22 protein-coding genes are annotated in these 18,786 nt (G+C 59.8%); 8 read left to right on the top strand and 14 right to left on the bottom strand.

All coding sequences use genetic code 11. From position 1 onward, the window contains the following. Window positions 1–65 precede the first annotated feature (65 nt). Window positions 66–986: an AEC family transporter gene (locus VSX56_RS03720; RefSeq protein WP_339113519.1), complete on the bottom strand. Its 921-nt coding sequence runs from the start codon at window positions 984–986 to the stop codon at window positions 66–68. Window positions 987–1,139: 153 nt separating this feature from the next. Here VSX56_RS03720 and VSX56_RS03725 point away from each other — a divergent pair, with 153 nt between their 5' ends. Together VSX56_RS03725 and VSX56_RS03730 are read left to right on the top strand one after the other, a co-directional pair. Continuing rightward, a complete protein-coding gene (locus VSX56_RS03725; protein ID WP_350934940.1) occupies window positions 1,140–2,252 on the top strand; it encodes an aminodeoxychorismate synthase component I in 1,113 nt (370 codons plus the stop codon). After that, window positions 2,213–2,842: an aminotransferase class IV gene (locus VSX56_RS03730; protein WP_350934942.1), complete on the top strand. Its 630-nt coding sequence runs from the start codon at window positions 2,213–2,215 to the stop codon at window positions 2,840–2,842. Before VSX56_RS03725 ends, VSX56_RS03730 begins: the two co-directional genes overlap by 40 nt. A gap of 21 nt (window positions 2,843–2,863) precedes the next feature. On the opposite strand, the gene VSX56_RS03735 is transcribed toward VSX56_RS03730, so the two are convergent. The 5 genes from VSX56_RS03735 to VSX56_RS03755 all read right to left on the bottom strand — a co-directional run bounded on the left by VSX56_RS03735 (window position 2,864) and on the right by VSX56_RS03755 (window position 7,655). Then, window positions 2,864–5,170: a hypothetical protein gene (locus VSX56_RS03735; protein ID WP_350934944.1), complete on the bottom strand. Its 2,307-nt coding sequence runs from the start codon at window positions 5,168–5,170 to the stop codon at window positions 2,864–2,866. Next, entirely contained in the window at window positions 5,167–6,036 is an 870-nt protein-coding gene (motA, locus tag VSX56_RS03740) for a flagellar motor stator protein MotA (RefSeq protein WP_350934946.1), read from the bottom strand. The genes VSX56_RS03735 and motA overlap by 4 nt, the downstream gene beginning before the upstream one ends. 63 nt (window positions 6,037–6,099) lie before the next feature. Further along, window positions 6,100–6,720: a MotE family protein gene (locus tag VSX56_RS03745; RefSeq protein ID WP_350934948.1), complete on the bottom strand. Its 621-nt coding sequence runs from the start codon at window positions 6,718–6,720 to the stop codon at window positions 6,100–6,102. Next, complete coding sequence (locus VSX56_RS03750) at window positions 6,717–7,145, bottom strand: hypothetical protein (protein WP_350934950.1); 429 nt, start codon at window positions 7,143–7,145, stop codon at window positions 6,717–6,719. Before VSX56_RS03750 ends, VSX56_RS03745 begins: the two co-directional genes overlap by 4 nt. Window positions 7,146–7,157: 12 nt before the next feature. Beyond that, window positions 7,158–7,655, bottom strand: coding sequence for a flagellar basal body-associated FliL family protein (locus VSX56_RS03755; RefSeq protein WP_339113512.1), 498 nt, complete (start codon window positions 7,653–7,655; stop codon window positions 7,158–7,160). A 122-nt stretch (window positions 7,656–7,777) separates the two neighbouring features. On the opposite strand from VSX56_RS03755, the gene fliF reads away from it, so the two are divergent. The 4 genes from fliF to fliP are packed head-to-tail and all read left to right on the top strand — an operon-like array spanning window position 7,778 to window position 10,997. Continuing rightward, on the top strand, window positions 7,778–9,400 hold the full coding sequence (gene fliF, locus VSX56_RS03760) for a flagellar basal-body MS-ring/collar protein FliF (RefSeq protein ID WP_350934953.1): 1,623 nt from the start codon (window positions 7,778–7,780) through the stop codon (window positions 9,398–9,400). Next, entirely contained in the window at window positions 9,397–9,993 is a 597-nt protein-coding gene (locus VSX56_RS03765; protein ID WP_339113510.1) for a FliH/SctL family protein, read from the top strand. The genes fliF and VSX56_RS03765 overlap by 4 nt, the downstream gene beginning before the upstream one ends. Continuing rightward, complete coding sequence (locus VSX56_RS03770) at window positions 9,986–10,261, top strand: FliM/FliN family flagellar motor switch protein (RefSeq protein ID WP_350934955.1); 276 nt, start codon at window positions 9,986–9,988, stop codon at window positions 10,259–10,261. Before VSX56_RS03765 ends, VSX56_RS03770 begins: the two co-directional genes overlap by 8 nt. A 7-nt stretch (window positions 10,262–10,268) precedes the next feature. Beyond that, window positions 10,269–10,997: a flagellar type III secretion system pore protein FliP gene (fliP, locus tag VSX56_RS03775; protein ID WP_339113508.1), complete on the top strand. Its 729-nt coding sequence runs from the start codon at window positions 10,269–10,271 to the stop codon at window positions 10,995–10,997. A gap of 42 nt (window positions 10,998–11,039) precedes the next feature. Here fliP and VSX56_RS03780 read toward each other — a convergent pair whose 3' ends face one another. The 3 genes from VSX56_RS03780 to VSX56_RS03790 form a co-directional block, all read right to left on the bottom strand. Beyond that, window positions 11,040–11,549 (bottom strand): acyl-CoA thioesterase, encoded by a 510-nt coding sequence (locus tag VSX56_RS03780; protein WP_350934957.1) that lies wholly within the window; start codon window positions 11,547–11,549, stop codon window positions 11,040–11,042. Window positions 11,550–11,653: 104 nt separating this feature from the next. After that, window positions 11,654–12,301, bottom strand: coding sequence for a GntR family transcriptional regulator (locus VSX56_RS03785; RefSeq protein WP_339113506.1), 648 nt, complete (start codon window positions 12,299–12,301; stop codon window positions 11,654–11,656). A gap of 41 nt (window positions 12,302–12,342) precedes the next feature. Beyond that, window positions 12,343–13,086, bottom strand: coding sequence for a M48 family metallopeptidase (locus tag VSX56_RS03790; protein ID WP_350934959.1), 744 nt, complete (start codon window positions 13,084–13,086; stop codon window positions 12,343–12,345). A 119-nt stretch (window positions 13,087–13,205) separates the two neighbouring features. Between VSX56_RS03790 and VSX56_RS03795 the strand changes: the two genes are divergently transcribed. Both VSX56_RS03795 and VSX56_RS03800 read left to right on the top strand, forming a co-directional pair. Then, window positions 13,206–13,532, top strand: coding sequence for a TIGR02300 family protein (locus tag VSX56_RS03795; protein ID WP_339113504.1), 327 nt, complete (start codon window positions 13,206–13,208; stop codon window positions 13,530–13,532). 154 nt (window positions 13,533–13,686) lie between these two features. Next, on the top strand, window positions 13,687–14,574 hold the full coding sequence (locus VSX56_RS03800; RefSeq protein WP_339113503.1) for an intradiol ring-cleavage dioxygenase: 888 nt from the start codon (window positions 13,687–13,689) through the stop codon (window positions 14,572–14,574). A 46-nt stretch (window positions 14,575–14,620) separates the two neighbouring features. Here the strand turns inward: VSX56_RS03800 and lpdA are convergent, their stop codons facing one another. The 5 genes from lpdA to odhB all read right to left on the bottom strand — a co-directional run bounded on the left by lpdA (window position 14,621) and on the right by odhB (window position 18,783). Continuing rightward, entirely contained in the window at window positions 14,621–16,006 is a 1,386-nt protein-coding gene (gene lpdA / locus VSX56_RS03805) for a dihydrolipoyl dehydrogenase (protein WP_350934963.1), read from the bottom strand. A 62-nt stretch (window positions 16,007–16,068) separates the two neighbouring features. Further along, window positions 16,069–16,476, bottom strand: coding sequence for an MAPEG family protein (locus VSX56_RS03810; RefSeq protein ID WP_339113501.1), 408 nt, complete (start codon window positions 16,474–16,476; stop codon window positions 16,069–16,071). A 7-nt stretch (window positions 16,477–16,483) separates the two neighbouring features. Continuing rightward, window positions 16,484–16,876: an MAPEG family protein gene (locus VSX56_RS03815; RefSeq protein ID WP_350934965.1), complete on the bottom strand. Its 393-nt coding sequence runs from the start codon at window positions 16,874–16,876 to the stop codon at window positions 16,484–16,486. Then, entirely contained in the window at window positions 16,873–17,208 is a 336-nt protein-coding gene (locus VSX56_RS03820; RefSeq protein WP_350934967.1) for a hypothetical protein, read from the bottom strand. The genes VSX56_RS03815 and VSX56_RS03820 overlap by 4 nt, the downstream gene beginning before the upstream one ends. A gap of 72 nt (window positions 17,209–17,280) precedes the next feature. Beyond that, window positions 17,281–18,783: a 2-oxoglutarate dehydrogenase complex dihydrolipoyllysine-residue succinyltransferase gene (odhB, locus tag VSX56_RS03825; RefSeq protein ID WP_339113498.1), complete on the bottom strand. Its 1,503-nt coding sequence runs from the start codon at window positions 18,781–18,783 to the stop codon at window positions 17,281–17,283. Window positions 18,784–18,786 lie beyond the last annotated feature (3 nt).

An 18,786-nucleotide genomic window follows, 5' to 3' on the forward strand; every position in this document is an offset into this window, starting at 1 on the left:
ATCTTTTATGCCGGTAGAACAGATTGGTTTTCTGAGGGCGATTCTCCCTTGGGTTGCTTCGGTGCCTAGCGAAGCAAGTAGAGTAGGGTCGAGAGTGTCACGAAGGACAGAGCCGTTGCCGTGATAAGGGCTGTTGCGGCCACATCCTCGCGACGGAAGCGGATGCCGAAGAGCATATAGACAGACATCATCGGCAGTGAGGCATTGACGATCGCCGCGATCTGTAGATCACCGGGCATCCCCGAAAGAAGCAGGATCATCAGCCCCACCCACAGCGGGTGGAGGATCAGCTTGCACAGGGTAATACGCACGACGCCCCAGCGGAAGGTGCGTAAAGACAGCTCCGCCACCGCCCCGCCGACCGTCAGCAGCGCCACAGGAGCCGCCACTGGTGTCATCAGCCCGATGGCATCCAGCGCGATCTGTGGCAAACCCAGACCGGTGGCCTTCCATATGAGCCCCGCCACCGCGCCGACAAGAAGCGGGTTGGTCAGGACCCCGAAGATCAGTTTGCGCAGTTTCGGCCATGTCAGCCCACTCTCCGCCTCGATGATGCTTACAGCGAGGGGGATCATGATCAGGTTCTCGACCAGCAGTGCCATCGCGAAAATGTCGAAGGCAATCGCGGGGCCGGAGACCAGCGTCACGATGGGTAGCCCGAAGAAGGCCGAGTTCGAGCAGGAGCATCCCATGGCCTCGAAGGCCCTGACACCATGATCCTTGCCCGCCATCCACGCCATGCCATAGGCGCTCGCATAGCTGAGCAGCGACCCCCCGACATAGGCGGCAAACAGCATCGGATGCAGCGCGGTATCATGCTGTCCCGCGCCCACCGCCGCAAAAACGACAAGCGGCAGGAAAAACCGGATGACAAGCCGCCCCGCTCCGCGCAGATCAGCCGGCGCGATATACCGGATCCTGATCAGCACGAATCCGACGGCGATGAGCAGGTAGATCGGGAGGATGAGGCGGATAATGTCGAACATGATGAGCTGTCTTATCTATTTCACCCTTGATAGCACGGGCTATCGGAGCTGCAACGGGATTGAAAAGCCGGTTTGGGCGGTGAAATGTCGGTTTCAGCCTTGACCCATGCGCCGAAGATGCGAAGTAGGCACAAGACGCGGCAGGAAAGTCCGATGAAGGTTTTGTTCGATCACGGTCCGCTCGGGGCCCATACCTGTTTTGCGAACCCCGTCGAGGTTCTATGCGCCAACCGCCCCGAAGAGGTCGCGCCGGTCCTTGCACGGATCGAGGCACTGCAGGCCGAGGGCTACTGGCTGGCGGGCATGATGTCCTATGAGTTGGGCTATTGTTTCTCCGATAAGCTTCTGCCGCTTTTGCCCGAAACTAGACGCGATCCGTTGATTGCCTTCGCCGCCTATCACACGCCGACGGTCACACCGCCCTTGCGGGGAGCGGCCGAGCTTACCGAGTTGGTGCCGCGCTGGTCGCAGGGCGATCATGGTGCAGCCTTCTCCCGCTTGGCCGAGTATATCCGCGCGGGCGATTGCTATCAGGTCAATCTGACCTTCCCGGTGACGGGCAGGCTGACAGGGCGGCCCGAAGCGCTCTATGCGCAAATGGCACAGCAGACGCCCCTGACCTATGGCGCTTTCGTCGATTTCGGTGGAGTGCATTTCGTATCGCGGTCGCCGGAACTGTTTTTCGAGGTCGATCCGGTGCGCAATATCCGGACGCGCCCGATGAAGGGCACGCGTCCGCGCGGCGAGGATCATCAGGGCGATCAGGCGCAGATCGCGGATCTGCGTGGGTCGGAGAAAGACCGCGCGGAAAATCTGATGATCGTCGATCTCCTGCGCAACGATCTTTCCCGTGTTTCATGTCTGGGCAGTGTGAAAGTGCCCGACCTCTTTACCGTCGAGACCTATCCGACGGTGCATCAGATGGTCTCCACCGTCGAGGCCCGTTTGCAGCCCGGGGCCGGTTTCAGCCAGATTGTCGAGGCGCTCTTTCCCTGCGGTTCCATTACCGGCGCGCCCAAGATCCGCGCCATGCAGATCATTCGCGAACTCGAGCCTTGGGCGCGGGGGCTGTATTGCGGGACCATCGGCTGGATCGGACCGCAGGGGAATATGGCCTTCAACGTGGCGATCCGCACTTTGCGATGCGAGGCAGGGGCAGTTACGCTGAATGTCGGAGGCGGGATCGTCTATGATAGCCGTGCCGAGGCCGAATATGAGGAGGCCCTATGGAAAAGTCGCTACGCCGGACCTGTCCTCCGGACCTGAAGGTCATCGAGACATTCCGCGTCGAGGGCGGGGTAGCCATCCGGCTGGATCTGCATCTGGATCGGTTGAAGCGCACCTGTCTTTCGCTCGGTATCACGCTGGATCGCGGGAGAGTGCAGCAGTGCTTGCAAAAGCTGCCTGCGACAGGGGTCTATCGCGTGCGTTTGACAGTCGGGCTCGAGGGCGTGGTTGATCTACAATGCGTGGCGCTCGGCCCGGCGATGCCGGAATGGAATGTGGCGGTTGCGCAGCCGCGTCTGTCATCGGGCGATCCGTGGCTGCAGATAAAGACAACCCAACGCGCTCTTTATGACGAGACACGCAAAACATTGCCGCGAGGCGTTGATGAGTGGATTTTTCTCAACGAGCGTGACGAGGTGTGCGAAGGCACCATCACGAATATCTTCGTCGAGCGGTCGGAGGTCTTTCTAACTCCACCGACCGTTTCGGGGCTGTTACCCGGAGTGCTGCGCGAGAGCCTGCTGGTCAAAGGGCGTGCCCGAGAACAGGTTCTTCGGCTTGAGGATCTGCAAGACGGTTTCTGGCTCGGCAACTCGCTTCGCGGCCTTATTCCGGCGAAGCTCGTCTAGCCGCGCTGAAGCTCGCCTGTCTCAGCGCGCATTCAGACTTTCGAGAAGGTTGTTGAGGGCATCACGCTCTTCGGCACTGCGATCCAGAAGACGCTGCGCATTGGAAAGTTCGCCCTGAGGGGCTGCCTCCGAGGTGGACCCTGTAAGCCCGAAGGCCTGTACGAAAGCCTTTTCGGGCTCGGAGCCCGAGGTCGCGAGTGTTTCCCAATCCTGCCGTCGTAACGCATTGTCGGGGCCTGCGTCAGAAAGTTGCGGAACTCCGCCGCCTTCGTTCAGGGTATCCCCGCCAAGGAAGTAATTTTGGGCTTGCAGGCGTATTTGTTGGGCTTCTTCCGTATCGATTCCATCAACATAAGTCATGGCGGCAGGGCCATCATGTTCCAGTAGAGCAGCTTTTGCCATAAGAATACGCGATGGATCCGATAACGGGCGCTCGTTCTCGAGTAACGTCTGGACGCTATCGGGCAGGCCGAGATCGACGAGGCGCCCGGCCATGTGCTGATGATCGTCCAGTGTGAGATTCGCAGCCTCTATCTCTGGTTTATGCTGGAAGAAGAAGATCAGCATTTCCTTGTCATCAAGCTCACGGATGGCGCGCTGCAGGATCTCTTTTTCAGTTTTTTTCTTCATCTCAGGTTGCTGATCGTCCGGCCAACGCGCAAGGGTCAACATTGCGCCGTTCCAGTCGTCACGGCTGGCTCGGCCCAAGGCGTCTGCACGTAACAGCTTTGCGCCATCCTCCGAGGGCAACAGTTCGATCGCGAGCGCTGAAGCGTTCTCCAGAACAAGCTCGTCCATAGCGTGATGGTCGCGGAACGCGGCTTCCGCGATCATGAGAGTTGCGTCCACAGAGTCATCATTGTCACGCTCGACGACAGGCTTCAGCCTCTGCTCTAGAGCATTTGCCGTTTCACGCTCGCTATCGATAGTTGCATCAAGCATAACGGCTTGCAAACTCTTGTTTTCTTCGCCGCGCCCCAGTGAGAAACGGACGGTTTCCGCTTCACCGGGATAGCCGAGGGCAATAAGTTTGTTTGCGAGTGGAACGCCTAGCGACCGCCGCAGAGAAATAGGCAGGTCGGAATAGGTGCGCTGGATGGCTTTCATGTTGATTTCGAGCGGATCGGAGGTGTTCTGTCCCAGCAAGGCCCAAAAGGCCACTGAACCGTCGCAGGTGCTCATCGAGAGAAGAGGGTTGTTCTGGGCTACCGGCTTTCCGTCGACGATCCCCGCCATCAGGTGGATCACGTTCTGAGCGTCGTCATCGACCGAAAAATTCTCGACGATTGCCTCTGCTTCGGCGCCAAATCCGAGTGCGATATAAATCTGTGCCAGTCGCAATGCGACAGTCTCGTCGGGCTTGTCGAACTCGCCTATCAGAGAACGTCTCAGGTTCGAGATCAGAGCAAAGGGGTCACCTTCCTCGGACCATTCGCGGAGCGCGAAGCTGGAATTGGGTGCGCAACGCTTATCTCCTAAGGCATCGTCGAACGCGCTTTGCAACGATCCTGCGTCGCGGTCGATTACCGTCTCGGAATGAATCGCAATATGCTCATTTTGCCGCGTTGGTTCTGGAGCCGGCGCCTCTGCGGGCGCCGCCATCGGTTCCGGCGGCGGCGCCTGCGGCATTTCGAGTTTGATCAACCCTTGTGAAGCGGCACGACTAAGCTGCTTCAGAAGCTGCTCTTCAGCTTCCGAGACACGATCATCGTCGTCGTTGAGCAACTGATCTAGCGCCAGAGCACTTTCTACCGATGTGTCTGCTTGGGGGGTAGCTTCTTCTTGAACTGGCGCAGTGAGGGCAGAGTTCGCTTTGCCGAGGGAAAGCTGGTCGGAAAGGCGCCAGTAAACGGCCGGATCGGAAAGCGCGATAGCCGTAGACGTTGGAGGTGTACTGGCCACTCGAGGGCTTGAAGGGTTGATTTCTATTTGAGGCGGGGAGGCTGGTGCCCGCGCAGACGGTTGTGGGGCCATCGATTTCCTCGCATCGACAACAACTTCACCGGATGCCAACTCGAAGGCGGTCAGTTCGATATCGTCTGGGGTCTGGATATCCAGGCTGGATGAGCCATTAACGGGATAGAGATCGTTAATGCGTGTACGGGGAATAAAGTAGAATACGTTATCCAGATTGTATTCAATTTCCGGCCTGTTGACCGAAAAAGAATAACCGTTCTCGTTCTGCTCGAGTGACCAGTCAACTTTATCGCGGAACAGAAAAACTAGGCGCGTAAAATCTGGATGCTCTCCCGATTGAACGGTTACGGTCTGGGCCGTGGTGACCGTTGCTATCGTGGTAAATATCGCGCCGACAAAAAGATGCCTCATGCTGCCTCCGACTTGACGGATTTAAGCGCTTCTTCCAGTGCCGAAAAACTCGGACGAATGTGGTGAGGAGTATTCTGGCGCCCGACTTCGATGCAGATATTGGTCGCGTGGTTATGCAAATTTGCCACAAGGACTTCTCGGATCAACTTGTAGAAATGGGAATCCTCATCGACAACAGCCTTGATGCGCGACGCAAAGGGACCGATGAACCCATAGGCCAAAAAGACGCCGAGGAAGGTTCCGACAAGCGCCCCACCGATCATCTTGCCGAGCACTTCGGGCGGCTGGTCGATGGAGCCCATCGTCTTGATAACGCCGAGCACAGCAGCCACAATCCCGAGCGCGGGCATTGCGTCAGCGACGTTCTGGATCGCATGACTGGAATGCATTGCGTGATGGTAATTGGCTTCGAGCTGCTTCTCGAGAACCTCTTCGACCTGATGGGGGTCGTCATAGTTCATAGAGGCCGAGCGCAGCGTGTCGCAGATCATTTCGACGGCTTCGTGGTCATGGAGAATCTTCGGATATTTCCCAAAAATCGAAGAGTTCTCGGGGTCTTCGATATGTTCTTCGATGGCCACGGGGTTTTGCCGCTGCAGGCGGATCAACTCGAACAGCAGACAGAGAAGATCCCGATAATCATCAGGCCTCCATTTCGGCCCCTTGAAGACTTTCCCGATGTCCTTCAGCGCGTGCTTGATAGACGCCATGTCATTTGACAGGATAAAGGCCCCGACGGCCGCGCCCCCGATCATAATCATCTCAAAGGGGAGTGATTTCAGGATAATTCCCATCTTGCCACCGGCTGCTACATAGCCGCCAAATACCATGGCGAAGATGATCACGATTCCCACTATGCCAATCATCGTCCGTCTCCATTGTTACGATGCAAGCATCGCAAAGGACGTTTAAAAAACTACTGACGCGCTTTACCTTTTTGGGGCGTTCGCGTTCCGACCGGCCATCAATACGCTGATCGTATAGGCGGTGTCCGGGGACAGACCTGCCATAATCGATGCAGCCGCGGCGGGTTGCATGCGCCCGAGGAAGCCTGCCGCAAATTCCGGCGCCATGGTCTCGAATAGAGGAACGGCTTGTTTCGGCTTCATATTTTCATAGAGCGTCACAAGTCGAGTTACATCGTCCTCGGCACCGCGATCCGCAATCTGGACAGTTTTGGCGAGCTCTTCCTCGGCGGTTTTCATTTCTTCGATGCGCTGCCTCAGCCGATCTTCTGCGACGCTGATCGCTGTGGCACGGTTGGCCAGAAGGGCTTCGCGTTCATCAAGCTTGCCGGAGCGGGCATTCACCTCGGATAGAAGCGCCATGACGCCTTCTTCTGTCGTGCAGGTTGGAGAGGTCACAGCGTTGGTGAGATCTGTAGCCTTCGCAAATGCCGTGTCTGCACCTGCCGCAATACGGATCGCGGCCGAGCCTGCGAGGAGCGTTGCGATGATCATCAGCGTATTGCGCGCCGGTCTGCGCGGGGTGGCTTTGGGCTTTCGCGCCGCTTTCGGTTTGCGGGCGTCTTTCTTTTCGGTCGCGCTCATTCCGCGGCCTCCATGTTGTCACGGTTACGGCGCCGTACGACGCGCGGGCGCTTCGGGGCATCGGCCGCTTCGGTCATCACGGGTTCTGGGGGAACCGTAGGAGCGGGACGCGGTTCGGGAGTTGTGTCCTGAGGGGCAGGCTCCGGAAGATCATGCAGCGAGGCGAGCATGATCTCCAGTTTCTCCGCGCCGATCTCCGCGCGTTTCGTGAGCGTCCGCAGCTGCTCCGCCGAGGTATTTGCTGTGCTTTGTGCCTTTTCCAGAGCCTTGGTCAGTTCATCGACCTGAGCGGATAGAACGGCAATCGCGCCGCCCATTCCGCTTTCAAGCTGATTGAACTTCTTGAGGCGGCGCGACAGGACAATACAGTAGACGGCAGCACCCAGAGCGCCAGCGATCAGCAGGATATTAGAGATAAGTTCCATGGTCTGCATTCCTCAGTTCAGCACAAATTCGATGATAAGCAGATCATTCACACGGCCCTCGCCGGTGACGATCTGGATGCGCCGCAACATCTGTGCGCGAAGCTTGATGAGTGCGGTGCGGTCCTCAAGCTCGCTCAGATCTACAGCGCGCAGATAACCGTTAAGCACATCCATGACGCGCGGCCGTAGCTTCTCGACATCGGCCTGATACGCCGTCGGGACTTCAAGCTCGGCGCTGAAGCGTAGATGGCGCGAGGCAGAATCGCTAAGCGAGATCACCATCGGATCGAGTTTGATAAAGGAAATATCCGGCAGATCCGCCGGTTTTGGAACCTCTTCGGCATGTGGATCCTCTGCCGCCGGAGGGGCGAGAATCATGCCGGAATAAAGTGCGAAGAAACTGCCGCCGCCAAAGACGAGCATCAGCACGAGGCCGATAATTAGCGGAAGTTTCGACTTTTTCTTCGGCTCTTCTGAGCCTTCTATCTGATCTGCTGTTGCTTCTGCCATGGGATCATTCCGATTACTTCGTTGAAACCGTAATAAACCCAGACCCACTAACCGATTGTTAAGGGCGATCGGCGAAACATGAGACGACGACGGGACAGAAGGTCCGCTCATGGAGGTGCGTCTTGGAACAGGTAACGGCCGTTTGGCAAGCGATGGATACGCGGCGGCGTTTCATTGTGCTCGCAGCAACCGGGATCGTCTTCGCGGCGATCCTGCTTCTTTCTAATATGGCATCCAAGCCATCCTACTCTCTCCTCTATGCAGGACTGGAAGGGAAAAGCTCTGGGGAGGTTGTCAGCGCGCTCGAACAGCGTGGCGTTCCTTATGAAATCCGTGGCGATTCGATCTATGTCGATGCAACCCAGCGCGACGAGCTTCGCATGACGCTTGCCTCCGAAGGACTACCGGCGATGGGCGGCGCCGGATATGAGCTGCTCGATTCGATGTCCGGATTTGGCACGACCTCGCAGATGTTCGATGCGGCCTATTGGCGCGCAAAAGAGGGCGAGCTGGCGCGGACGATTGTAGCCAATCCCGGCATCCGCTCGGCCCGTGTCCATATCGCACATGGCAGCGATAACGCTTTCCGCCGTTCGATCGAGCCGACGGCTTCCGTCTTCATCACTGCAGCCTCCGGCTCTATCAGCCAACAGCAAGCGCGCGCGCTTAAGCATCTTGTTGCCTCGGCGGTCACGGGTATGAAGCCCGAAGATGTTTCGGTGATCGATGCGAATGGTGGTCTGATCTCTACCGGTGACGATGACAACATCCTGCAAAATGGCGAAGATCGTGCAGTCGAGCTGAAAAAGAACGTGGAACGACTTCTGGAAGCGCGTGTTGGTCGTGGGAATGCCGTGGTGGAGATCTCGCTCCGTACCGCTTTGGAAAGCGAATCTATCACCGAACGCGTGATCGACCCGGCCAGCCGGATCGCAATTTCGACCGACGCTCAGGAGCAGAGTGACAGTTCCCAATCGACCGATCCGGCGAATGTGACCGTTGCATCCAACCTTCCTACCGGCAATGCGAATGCGGGTGGTCAGTCCCAGAGCAACAGCTCGCAGACCCGCGAGCGCACCAATTTCGATGTGTCCGAGACACGGCGCGAGGTTCTGCGTAAACCGGGTAGTGTGACACGCCTCACCGTCGCAGTGCTGGTGAATGGCCTCCCGACCACCGGTGCCGATGGTACCGTGACCTGGGCGCCGCGCCCTCAGGCTGAACTGGACCAGCTTCAAGCGCTCGTGTCGTCGGCTGTAGGCTTTGACGAAGCGCGTGGCGATGTGATCACCCTGCAAAGCATGCAATTCGAGCCGACGCTGATTGAAGGCACCGAGGCGATGTCGGGAGGCTTCATGGGTGGCCAGAACCTTGATGTCATGCAGCTTATCCAGCTGGGTGTGCTGGCGGTGGTGGCGCTTATCCTCGGTCTCTTCGTGATGAAGCCTATCCTGACCCAGCGCCAGCAGGTTGCACAGCTGCCTCCTGCTGCAGGTGACCCGAATGCACTGACTGGCGAGATTGCCGATGGCGACTTGCCCGATGATATGCCGCTTGTGTCCGGGCTCGGGGGCGGTGACGAACTGGGCGGTTTCGACATGCCCTTCGCCATGGGCAACGCCTTTGATGATGCAGAAAATGATGCCGATCCGGTCGACCGGTTGAAACGCCTGATCGAAGAGCGACGCGACGAGACCGTAGAGATCTTGCGCAGCTGGATGGATGAGAAGGAGGAACGTGCGTGATGCAGCGGTTCGAACTGGAATCCTTTGAAACGACCTCGCATGTGCCGCAATCCGTGACCGTGGAACATGCCGAACTCGAGGAAATCAAGCTCGCGGCCTTCGAAAAGGGCTACTCGGCAGGCTGGGAAGATGCGGTCGCGGCCCAGAATGCCGAGGAGGCGCGTTTGCGCGCCGATCTGGGCCAGAACCTGCAGGCGCTCTCTTTTACCTTCCACGAAGCGCGTCAGCATGTGCTCGAGGCCATGAAGCCGCTGCTTGTTGATATGACGGCAAAAGTTCTGCCGACTGTTGCACGCCAGACGCTGGCACAGACAATCGCGGAGCAGGTCATGCCGATGGCGACCGAGCTTGCCGATACGCCGCTCACCGTGGTGGTTAACCCTAATAGCCTCGAGCAGGTGCGGGAGCTTCTCTCGCAGGAGAAAAGCCTGCCAATGAGCTTTGTTGCAGAAGATACGCTGGGCGAAGGGCAGGTCTATCTGCGCTTCGGCGGCAAAGAAACGCATATCGACCTTGATGGTGTTATCGCACTGATCGGCGATGCGATTGCCAGTTATTTTGGCGCGGTCCAGAAGGAGCAGAATAATGACTGAGGCGGCAACCCAATCCTCGAACCCATTTACCCAAGTGCCGATCGAGATCACTATCTCGGTGGGTAAGGCGCGCCCGATGGTGCGTGACCTTCTGCGTATGAAGCGCGATTCGGTCATGCCGTTGGACAGCCGCGTCGATGATCCGGTCGAGCTCTATGTTGGGGACAAGCTGATCGCGCGTGGCGAACTGACCGAGCTGCAGGGGGATCACGCCGGGCAACTGGGCGTGCGTCTGACCGAGGTGATCGATCTGCAAAACGGGCTGTGACATGACAATGTCACGCCTAATTTGTTACGGCGCATTAACGTTAATGCTTTCTGCGGCGCCGGGTTTGGCGCAAGAGGTCACTCTGGATTTCGGCGGCGAGAATAGCCTCACGGGCAGTTCGGTTCTGCTGATCTCTGCGGTGACCCTGCTAAGCCTCGCGCCCGGCATCATGATTATGGTGACCTGTTTTCCGTTCATCGTCACGGTCCTGTCGATCCTGCGTCAGGCGATCGGCCTGCAGGCGGCGCCGCCGAATATGCTCATCATCTCGCTGGCGCTGTTCCTGACATGGTTCATCATGGAGCCCACCTTTATGGACGCCTATACCAACGGTATTGCGCCCCTGATGAACGGTCAGCTCGAGATGATGCCCGCACTGGAGCGCGCGATAGAGCCGTTCCGGACCTTCATGGCAGGGCGCACCAATCCCGAGACCTTCGCATCTCTGGCCCAGCTCCGCTCGCCTGATGCGGCCCTTGCGCTGTCGCCGGATGTGCCGCTCTCGACCCTGGTGCCGTCTTTCATGCTGTCGGAGATCGCGCGTGCCTTCCAGATCGGTTTCCTGATCTACATTCCGTTTCTGGTGATCGACCTCGTGGTATCGGCCGTGCTGATGTCGATGGGGATGATGATGGTGCCGCCTGCGGTCGTGTCCTTGCCCTTCAAGCTGGCATTCTTCGTGGTGGCCAATGGCTGGGTGCTGATCTCGGACGCGCTGGTGCGCAGCTACTTCTAACGCGAAAGGCGCCCCTCGGGGCGCCTTTTCCAGTTCCGTGGCTTACTTGACCTTGGCAGAGGCTTCTTCCATCCGCTTGCCATGTTCCTTGCGCAGCTCCTTGCGCAGCTCTGCGGCATCCCAGCGGTGCTGCTCTTCCTCGTTCTGCGGCACCAGCTTCGGCACCTCGACCGGTTTGCCGATCTCGTCCACGGCCACCATCGTGAAATAGCAGCTATTGGTGTGGCGGCGGCGGCCTGCGGTGATGTTCTCGGCCTCGACGCGGATCCCGATTTCCATCGAGGAGCGGCCGGTATGGTTCACGGCGGCCTGGAACCGCACCAGCTCGCCCACGAGGATCGGCTGTTTGAAGGTCACCTGATCGACCGAGAGCGTGACCGCATAAGAGCCCGAATAGCGTGAGGCCAGCGTGAAGGCCACGCGGTCCAGCTCGGCCAACAGCGCCCCGCCATGCACCTTGCCGGAGAAATTCGCCATATCCGGCGTCATCAGAACGTTCATCTCGAGCGTCTTGCGCTCGTCTTCGGTCAATCTACTGGCCATACCCGTCATGTCCCACTTTCCTTTCCGTGCCTTAAGCCATGCTGTGACCGGAATGGGAACCCCCGACGGCGCAAAGGTGCCTTGCACATGGAGGATATGTCACAGCCCGCACATTATTGTGCCAGATGTCGCAGACCTTGGGTCACATCCGTGCGGATCGCAAGCCGTAAACCGGGGTCGTCGCCTGCCCGTAGCGCGGCGAGGATCAATCTGTGGTGACGCGGCGGTTCATTGCGCTGCATGGACGCATAATAGGTGCTCATCGTCGGGCCCAGCTGCAGCCAGACGGTCTCGATCACGGCGAGGATCGCGGGGGCCTGTGCGCGCAGATAGAGCGTGCGGTGGAATTCCAGATTGGTGCGGATATACCCGATCGCATCCATCTTCACCACGGCCTCGGCATTGGCGTGGTTGATGGCCGTCAACCGGTCGATCAGCGCCATGTGGGCGCGGGGCAGGGCGCGCGAGGCCAGTTCCGGCTCGATCAGGGCGCGCAAGGCGGCCAGCTCCTCGATCCGTTCGTTCGACAGCATCGGCGTTGTTACCCGTCCCGAGGCCGAGAGAAACAGTGCGCCTTCCGCAACCAGACGCCGCAGCGCCTCGCGCACGGGGGTCATCGAGACACCATTCTCCTTGGCCAGCCCGCGCAGGGTCATCGGCGTGCCGGGCGGGATTTCCCCGTGCATGATCTGCATGCGCAGGCGCCGGTATAGCTTGTCATGCGCGGCGCTATCGATCTGGCGTGTGGTGATGGTGGTCATGGTCTCTATGTGATGAGCTTTGGGGGGCAGGTCAATGGGCTTCAGGGCGCGCGGAATTGCGTCGCATGTAGCCGGCCGCCTTCCTCACGCAGCCAGCGCCGCTCTTTGCGCCAGCTCGGGCGCAGCTCCTCGACGATGGACCAGAAGGCGGGAGAGTGGTTCATCTCCACGAGATGCGCCACCTCATGGGCTGCCACATAGTCCAGCACCTCGGGCGGGGCCATGATCAGCCGCCAGCTATAGCTGAGCGCGCCTTTCGAACTGCACGATCCCCAGCGCGAGCGCGTGTCACGCAGGGTGATGGCGCTGAAATTGCGCCCGATCCGCGCGGCGTAATGCTCCGTCGCGCTCTGGAGCCTGCGGCGGGCATTATGCTTGAGGAAGCTCTCCAGCTTGCGCGCCATGCGGTCCTCGGGACCGGGCACGAAAAGGGTCGTGCCTTCGCGTAGCGGCAACCGCCCCTGACCGGGCGCCAATGTCACCTCTTGCCCCTCATAGAGGATGCTCTGGCCGTAGCCTACGAGCGTCACCGAGGGCATGCGCGCAATCGCTTCGCTAAGCCAGTCGGTCTGGGCGCGGGCGAATGCAATTGCCTCCTTTTGGGTGCCACGCTGCGGGATGGTCAGGGTTACGCTTCCGTCGCTGCGCGAGACCCTGAGCCCGTAGCGCCGCGCCCGTGCCGAACGGTTGAGACGGATCGCCACACCGGGCAATTCGGGCAGTTCGATGAAGACGGGCTCCGCCTTGACGGGAGGGGGAGTGCGTTTGCGCGACAGGAAAGCCATGATCCAGATACAACCCCTTCATCCCATTCGGCGAAAATTTCGAAAAAGCTTTGACACGCCTCGGTCATTGTGGCAGTTGGCTTCGACTCTTTCTCTCAGAGCGTAGCCAGGAGAATTCCATGCCCAAAGAGGAATGGGGCGTCAAGCGCCTCTGCCCGCATTGCCAGAGCCGGTTTTACGATCTGAACCGTGATCCGATGATCTGCCCTGTCTGTTCCAATAGCCTGACGCTGGAAAGCGTATCGAATGGTCGTGGCCAGGTTCTGGTCGCGGATAAGACCAGCAACAAGCAGACCGATCTCGAAGTCGATGATCTCGGTGATGACGATCTGGATGATGATGCAGGCGACGTCGATCTCGACGATGATCTGCTCGACGAGGATGATGACGATAACGTCTCGCTCGACGATATCGCTGATGTCAGCTCGGATGACGACGATAACTGATCCATCGATTAGGATGATATCGGGAAAGGGCGCGGCCATTGGCGGCGCCCTTTCCTGTTGGCGAAGCGGGTAGGATAAAATCTGCCCATCAGAAAATCTTCTGGAACAGATCGGCCATGCTGCTGCGTTTTAAGCGCATCGAAAGGAAGATCTCATGACAAGCAATTTTAACGGGCTCAGCCGCCGTAATCTGATGAAGGTCCTTGCGGCTTCGCCAGTGGCCGTAACGGGCGCCGGAATAGCCAGCATGGCCCATGCCGAGGCCGAAGCCGCCGCGCAATCCGTGGGGCTGATTTCGGGCAATATGTGCCTTGTCTCGCCGGAAACCACCGAAGGGCCCTATTACATCGACCCCAAACTGGTGCGGGCCGATATTCGCGAGGACAAAGAGGGCATCGCGATGACCATGCAGTTGCAGGTCGTCGATGAAAACTGTCAGCCGATGGCCAATGCTCGCGTCGACATCTGGCATTGCGATGCCGAGGGAAATTACTCGGGTTATGCCTCGCAAGGCTCGGAGGGGACGCTGGACACCGAGGGCGAGACCTTCCTGCGTGGCACCCAGATGACCGACGAAAGCGGTATCGTCAGCTTCCAGACCATCTATCCGGGCTGGTATCGCGGGCGCACGACCCATATCCATTACAAGGTCTTCCTCGACGAGACCAATGTGCTGACCTCGCAGATCTTTTTCCCTGACGCGCTAAGCCAGTATATCTATGACAATATCGAGCCCTATACGCGCGACAGCACGCGTGACACCTATAACGCCATCGACGGCATCCTGCAGGCGGCGGGCGATGGGGCCTATACGGCGATCCGCGAGCAGTCCGAGATGTATCTGGCACAGCTGGTGGTAGGGGTGGACCCCGATGCGGTAAGCCAGGAGGGCTCGGGCCCCGGCGGTGCGCCGAAATCGGCCAATATGGGCGAGCCGCCCGAGGGCGCAGCACCGGAGGGGGGCGCACCGGGTCAGCCGCCGGAACAGAGCGCGGGCGATCTTTCGCCCGAGGATCTGATCCCCGGCAGCAAGACGGAATAAAAAAGGGCGGCCCCGGGGCCGCCCTTTCTTTTAACTCTCCGCCAGATCAGGCGTGGATCGCGCCGTCGCCGCAGGCCAGAGCCGCTTCGCGGACCGCTTCCGAGAAGGTCGGGTGGGCGTGGCAGGTCAGTGCCAGATCCTCGGCAGAGGCGCCGAATTCCATTGCAACACAAACCTCGTGGATCAGATCGCCTGCGCCCGGGCCGATGATATGGGCACCGAGGATGCGGTCGTTCTCGTCCACGATCAGCTTGGCGAAGCCTTCCGCCTGGAAGACGGCCTTGGCGCGCGCATTGCCCATGAAGGGGAACTTGCCGACCTTGTATTTGACGCCGTCTTTCTTCAGCTCTTCCTCGGTCTTGCCGACCGATGCCACTTCGGGGGTGGTGTAGATCACGCCGGGAATGACGCCATAGTTCACATGGCCATGCTTGCCGGCAAGGACCTCCGCCACGGCCATGCCTTCGTCTTCGGCCTTATGGGCCAGCATCGGGCCGACGATCGCATCGCCGATCGCATAGATGCCTTTGACAGAGGTCTGCCAATGCGCATCGGTCTTGATCTGGCCGCGCTGTTCCATCTCGACGCCGATATCCGCCAGACCCAGACCATCGGTATAGGGCTTACGGCCGGTTGCCACGAGCACGGTATCCGCGTCGATGGTGACCTCGCTGTTATCCTTGCGCAGCTTGTAAGTGACCTTGGCTTTGCCGTTCTTGGTCTCGACCGATTGCACGGCCGCGCCAAGGACGAAATCCATGCCCTGTTTGGCAAGGATCTTCTGGAACTGCTTCGAGACCTCGCCATCCATGGTGGGGGTGATTACATCAAGGAACTCGACCACGGTCACCTTCGCGCCAAGGCGTGCATAGACCGAGCCCATTTCCAGACCGATGACACCCGCGCCGATCACGACCAGCGATTTCGGGATCTTCTTCAGCGCCAGCGCGCCGGTGGAGGAGACAACGGTCTCCTCGTCGATCTCGATGCCCGGAAGCGAGGACGGAACAGACCCCGAGGCGATCACGATGTTCTTGGCGTTATGGACCTCTTCGCCCACTTTCACCTGACCGGCGGCCGGGATCGAGCCCCAGCCTTTGAGCCAGGTGATCTTGTTCTTCTTGAACAGGAATTCGATGCCCTTGGTGTTGCCGTCGACGACCTCTTGCTTATAGGCCTTCATCTGGTCCCAATCGACCGAGGGCGCCTTGCCCTTGAGGCCCATCTTGGCGAAGTTATGCTCGGCTTCATGCAGCTCATGGGTCGCATGCAACAGCGCCTTGGAGGGAATGCAGCCGACGTTGAGGCAGGTGCCGCCCAGCGTCTCGCGGCCTTCGACCACAGCGGTTTTCAGGCCAAGTTGTGCACAGCGGATCGCGCAGACATAGCCACCCGGGCCGCCGCCGATTACGATCACATCAAAATCTGCCATTTGTTGCTCCTATCTGTCAGGTGCGGATATCGTCTCCGGCAGGCGGACCCCGCCGGAGGGTGTTAGATCAGGCCAATCACGAGAATGGCCAGCGTTGCAAGCAATCCCACGCCCCAGATCAGCGAGCGCCAAGGCACCCAACCGAAGGCATAGGCGGGGATATAGAGAAGCCGTGCGACGAGAAATACGCCGCAAAGCGAAAGGGTGAGCGCACTGGTCTGGCGGGTCAGAACCACCAGCAGAACGGCAGGGGTGAACAGGATCAGGCTCTCGAAAGAGTTGTTCATCGCGCGGCGCAGGCGGGCGGTGGTCACCGACAACGGCACCGGCGGTTCATCATCGCGCGGCCCCATCGTGTAGCTCGAGGGCAGCTCCATATTGGCGCGCACCGCGAACAGCACCATAAGGGCGATGTGCAGGAAAACGGCGAGCCCGAGGGCGCTGAGTTCGGGGGTGGTGAATGCGATCATGATACCCTCAGAACACTGCCGCCAGAACCATCACCAGCGTGGCCAGAAGGCCCAAGGCAAAGATCGCGGACCGCCACGGCACCCATGCAAAGGCATAGGCGGGCAGGTAGAGCGCACGGGCAATCACATAGATCCACGCACAAAGGCCCGTCAGCCAGCCATTCGAGCCGGTGAACTGCACCAGCACGACGGCAATTATGAACAGCCCGATATTCTCGGTATGGTTGGACAGCGCGCGGCGCAGACGCTTGGTCCGCTCGGACAGCTGGGCGTCAAGGTTTTCCCGCGTGCCAAGATTGCCGTCCTTGCCGATATCGGCTTCCAGCGAGCGCTGCGACCAGAAGACCGCCGCCAGATGGATGAGGACCGTGGCGGCCAAGGCGTAAAGCTCTGCTGTCATGCAATTGCCTCTTTCGGTTTGCGGATCACGAGCGAAAGCCCCGCGATCATCGCCAGAATGCCGTCAACCAGCGGCCAGAGATTAGCGAGAGCAATACCACCGGAAATCGCGTGGAGATAATGCAGGGCGCAGAGGCCGAGGGCGGCGGCAAGGGCAGGGCGTGAGGGGGCGCGCAGTGCGAATTGCACGGAGAGCAGAAGCAAAACATCAACCAGCAGGAGGATCATGTCGGAGGCTTCCGCACGCCCCATCGCCAGATACGCGACAAGGAGGGGGAAATAGACGCCGCGAAGCGCGATCTCTGCCCAGAACATCCAACGTGCCAACTGCATCAGTCTTGCCTCGAAATGCGTCCCGAAGAACGTAGGGATGTGGCGCCCCGTGACGGAGCGCCACATGTCGGATCACAGATCCATCAGCAGGCGGCGCGGATCTTCCAGCGCTTCCTTGACGCGCACGAGGAAGGTCACGGCGCCTTTGCCGTCGACGATACGGTGGTCATAGGACAGCGCGAGATACATCATCGGGCGGATCTCGATCTTGCCGTTGACGACCATCGGACGGTCCTGGATCTTGTGCATGCCGAGGATACCCGATTGCGGCGGGTTCAGGATCGGCGAAGACATCAGCGAGCCATAGACACCACCGTTGGAGATGGTGAAGGTGCCGCCCTGCATCTCTGCCATCGACAGCTTACCGTCACGCGCGCGCTTGCCTTTTTCCGAGATCGCTTTCTCGATATCGGCAAAGGACATGCTGTCGGCGTCGCGGATGACCGGAACGACCAGACCCTGCGGGGTGCCTGCCGCCACGCCCATATGGACGTAGTTCTTGTAGACGATCTCGTTGCCGTCGATCTCCGCGTTCACTTCCGGCACTTCTTTCAGAGCGTGGCAGCACGCTTTGGTGAAGAAGGACATGAAGCCCAGACGCGCGCCATGTTTCTTCTCGAACATGTCCTTGTACTGGTTGCGCAGCGCCATCACCTCGGTCATGTCCACCTCGTTATAGGTGGTCAGCATGGCAGCGGTGTTCTGGCTGTCTTTCAGGCGCTTGGCGATGGTGGCCCGCAGGCGGGTCATCTTCACGCGTTCCTCGCGGGCCGCGTCATCGGCATTCGAGGTGCCGCGCGGCATCTGTGCCGGTGCGGGGGCCACGGACGCTGCCGGAGCCGAACCCGCTTTAGCCACATCCTCTTTCATGATGCGACCGTCGCGGCCGGTGCCGGTGACCGATGCGGGGCTGATGCCCTTCTCGGCCATCGCTTTTTCTGCCGAAGGGGCGTTCTTCACGCCGGCGCCGGAGGAGGCTTCTGCCGCCGGAGCGGGGGCTGCGGCGGGTGCGGAACCGGCCGACGCGCCTGCCGAGATCACGGCGAGCTTGGCCGAGGCATCAACGGTGGTGCCCTCGGTGGCCACGATCTCCATCAGAACGCCAGCGGCGGGCGCGGGCACTTCGACCGACACCTTGTCGGTTTCGAGTTCGCACAGCATCTCGTCCTGCGCAACGGTGTCGCCGACTTTCTTGAACCAGGTCGAGACGGTGGCTTCCGACACCGATTCGCCCAGCGACGGGACCATGACATCCACAGGCTTGCCTTCCGAGCCACCAGCTGCCGGAGCCGCAGCCGCGGGGGCCTCGGCCTTGGGAGCGGAGGCTGCGGCTTCGCCACCTTCGCTGATCATGGCCAGAAGCGCGTCCACACCAACGGTGGTGCCTTCTGCGGCCACGATCTCGCCCAGCGTACCGGCTGCGGGAGCGGGAACCTCGACGGTGACCTTGTCGGTTTCCAGCTCGCAGAGCATTTCGTCTTGGGCAACCGCGTCACCCGGCTTCTTGAACCAGGTGGCGACAGTCGCCTCGCTCACGGATTCGCCCAGCGTAGGGACGCGAACTTCGGTACTCATGGA

It is taken from the genome of Thioclava kandeliae (assembly GCF_040297545.1).
Lineage (GTDB): Bacteria > Pseudomonadota > Alphaproteobacteria > Rhodobacterales > Rhodobacteraceae > Thioclava > Thioclava kandeliae.

Bases quoted from the DNA above. Each gene is read 5' to 3' on its own strand.
- VSX56_RS03720 (WP_339113519.1), bottom strand. From the start codon at position 986: ATGTTCGACATTATCCGCCTCATCCTCCCGATCTACCTGCTCATCGCC.
- VSX56_RS03725 (WP_350934940.1), top strand. From the start codon at position 1,140: ATGAAGGTTTTGTTCGATCACGGTCCGCTCGGGGCCCATACCTGTTTT.
- VSX56_RS03730 (WP_350934942.1), top strand. From the start codon at position 2,213: ATGGAAAAGTCGCTACGCCGGACCTGTCCTCCGGACCTGAAGGTCATC.
- VSX56_RS03735 (WP_350934944.1), bottom strand. From the start codon at position 5,170: ATGAGGCATCTTTTTGTCGGCGCGATATTTACCACGATAGCAACGGTC.
- motA (WP_350934946.1), bottom strand. From the start codon at position 6,036: ATGATTGGCATAGTGGGAATCGTGATCATCTTCGCCATGGTATTTGGC.
- VSX56_RS03745 (WP_350934948.1), bottom strand. From the start codon at position 6,720: ATGAGCGCGACCGAAAAGAAAGACGCCCGCAAACCGAAAGCGGCGCGA.
- VSX56_RS03750 (WP_350934950.1), bottom strand. From the start codon at position 7,145: ATGGAACTTATCTCTAATATCCTGCTGATCGCTGGCGCTCTGGGTGCT.
- VSX56_RS03755 (WP_339113512.1), bottom strand. From the start codon at position 7,655: ATGGCAGAAGCAACAGCAGATCAGATAGAAGGCTCAGAAGAGCCGAAG.
- VSX56_RS03770 (WP_350934955.1), top strand. From the start codon at position 9,986: ATGACTGAGGCGGCAACCCAATCCTCGAACCCATTTACCCAAGTGCCG.
- fliP (WP_339113508.1), top strand. From the start codon at position 10,269: ATGTCACGCCTAATTTGTTACGGCGCATTAACGTTAATGCTTTCTGCG.
- VSX56_RS03780 (WP_350934957.1), bottom strand. From the start codon at position 11,549: ATGACGGGTATGGCCAGTAGATTGACCGAAGACGAGCGCAAGACGCTC.
- VSX56_RS03785 (WP_339113506.1), bottom strand. From the start codon at position 12,301: ATGACCACCATCACCACACGCCAGATCGATAGCGCCGCGCATGACAAG.
- VSX56_RS03790 (WP_350934959.1), bottom strand. From the start codon at position 13,086: ATGGCTTTCCTGTCGCGCAAACGCACTCCCCCTCCCGTCAAGGCGGAG.
- VSX56_RS03795 (WP_339113504.1), top strand. From the start codon at position 13,206: ATGCCCAAAGAGGAATGGGGCGTCAAGCGCCTCTGCCCGCATTGCCAG.
- VSX56_RS03800 (WP_339113503.1), top strand. From the start codon at position 13,687: ATGACAAGCAATTTTAACGGGCTCAGCCGCCGTAATCTGATGAAGGTC.
- lpdA (WP_350934963.1), bottom strand. From the start codon at position 16,006: ATGGCAGATTTTGATGTGATCGTAATCGGCGGCGGCCCGGGTGGCTAT.
- VSX56_RS03810 (WP_339113501.1), bottom strand. From the start codon at position 16,476: ATGATCGCATTCACCACCCCCGAACTCAGCGCCCTCGGGCTCGCCGTT.
- VSX56_RS03815 (WP_350934965.1), bottom strand. From the start codon at position 16,876: ATGACAGCAGAGCTTTACGCCTTGGCCGCCACGGTCCTCATCCATCTG.
- VSX56_RS03820 (WP_350934967.1), bottom strand. From the start codon at position 17,208: ATGCAGTTGGCACGTTGGATGTTCTGGGCAGAGATCGCGCTTCGCGGC.
- odhB (WP_339113498.1), bottom strand. From the start codon at position 18,783: ATGAGTACCGAAGTTCGCGTCCCTACGCTGGGCGAATCCGTGAGCGAG.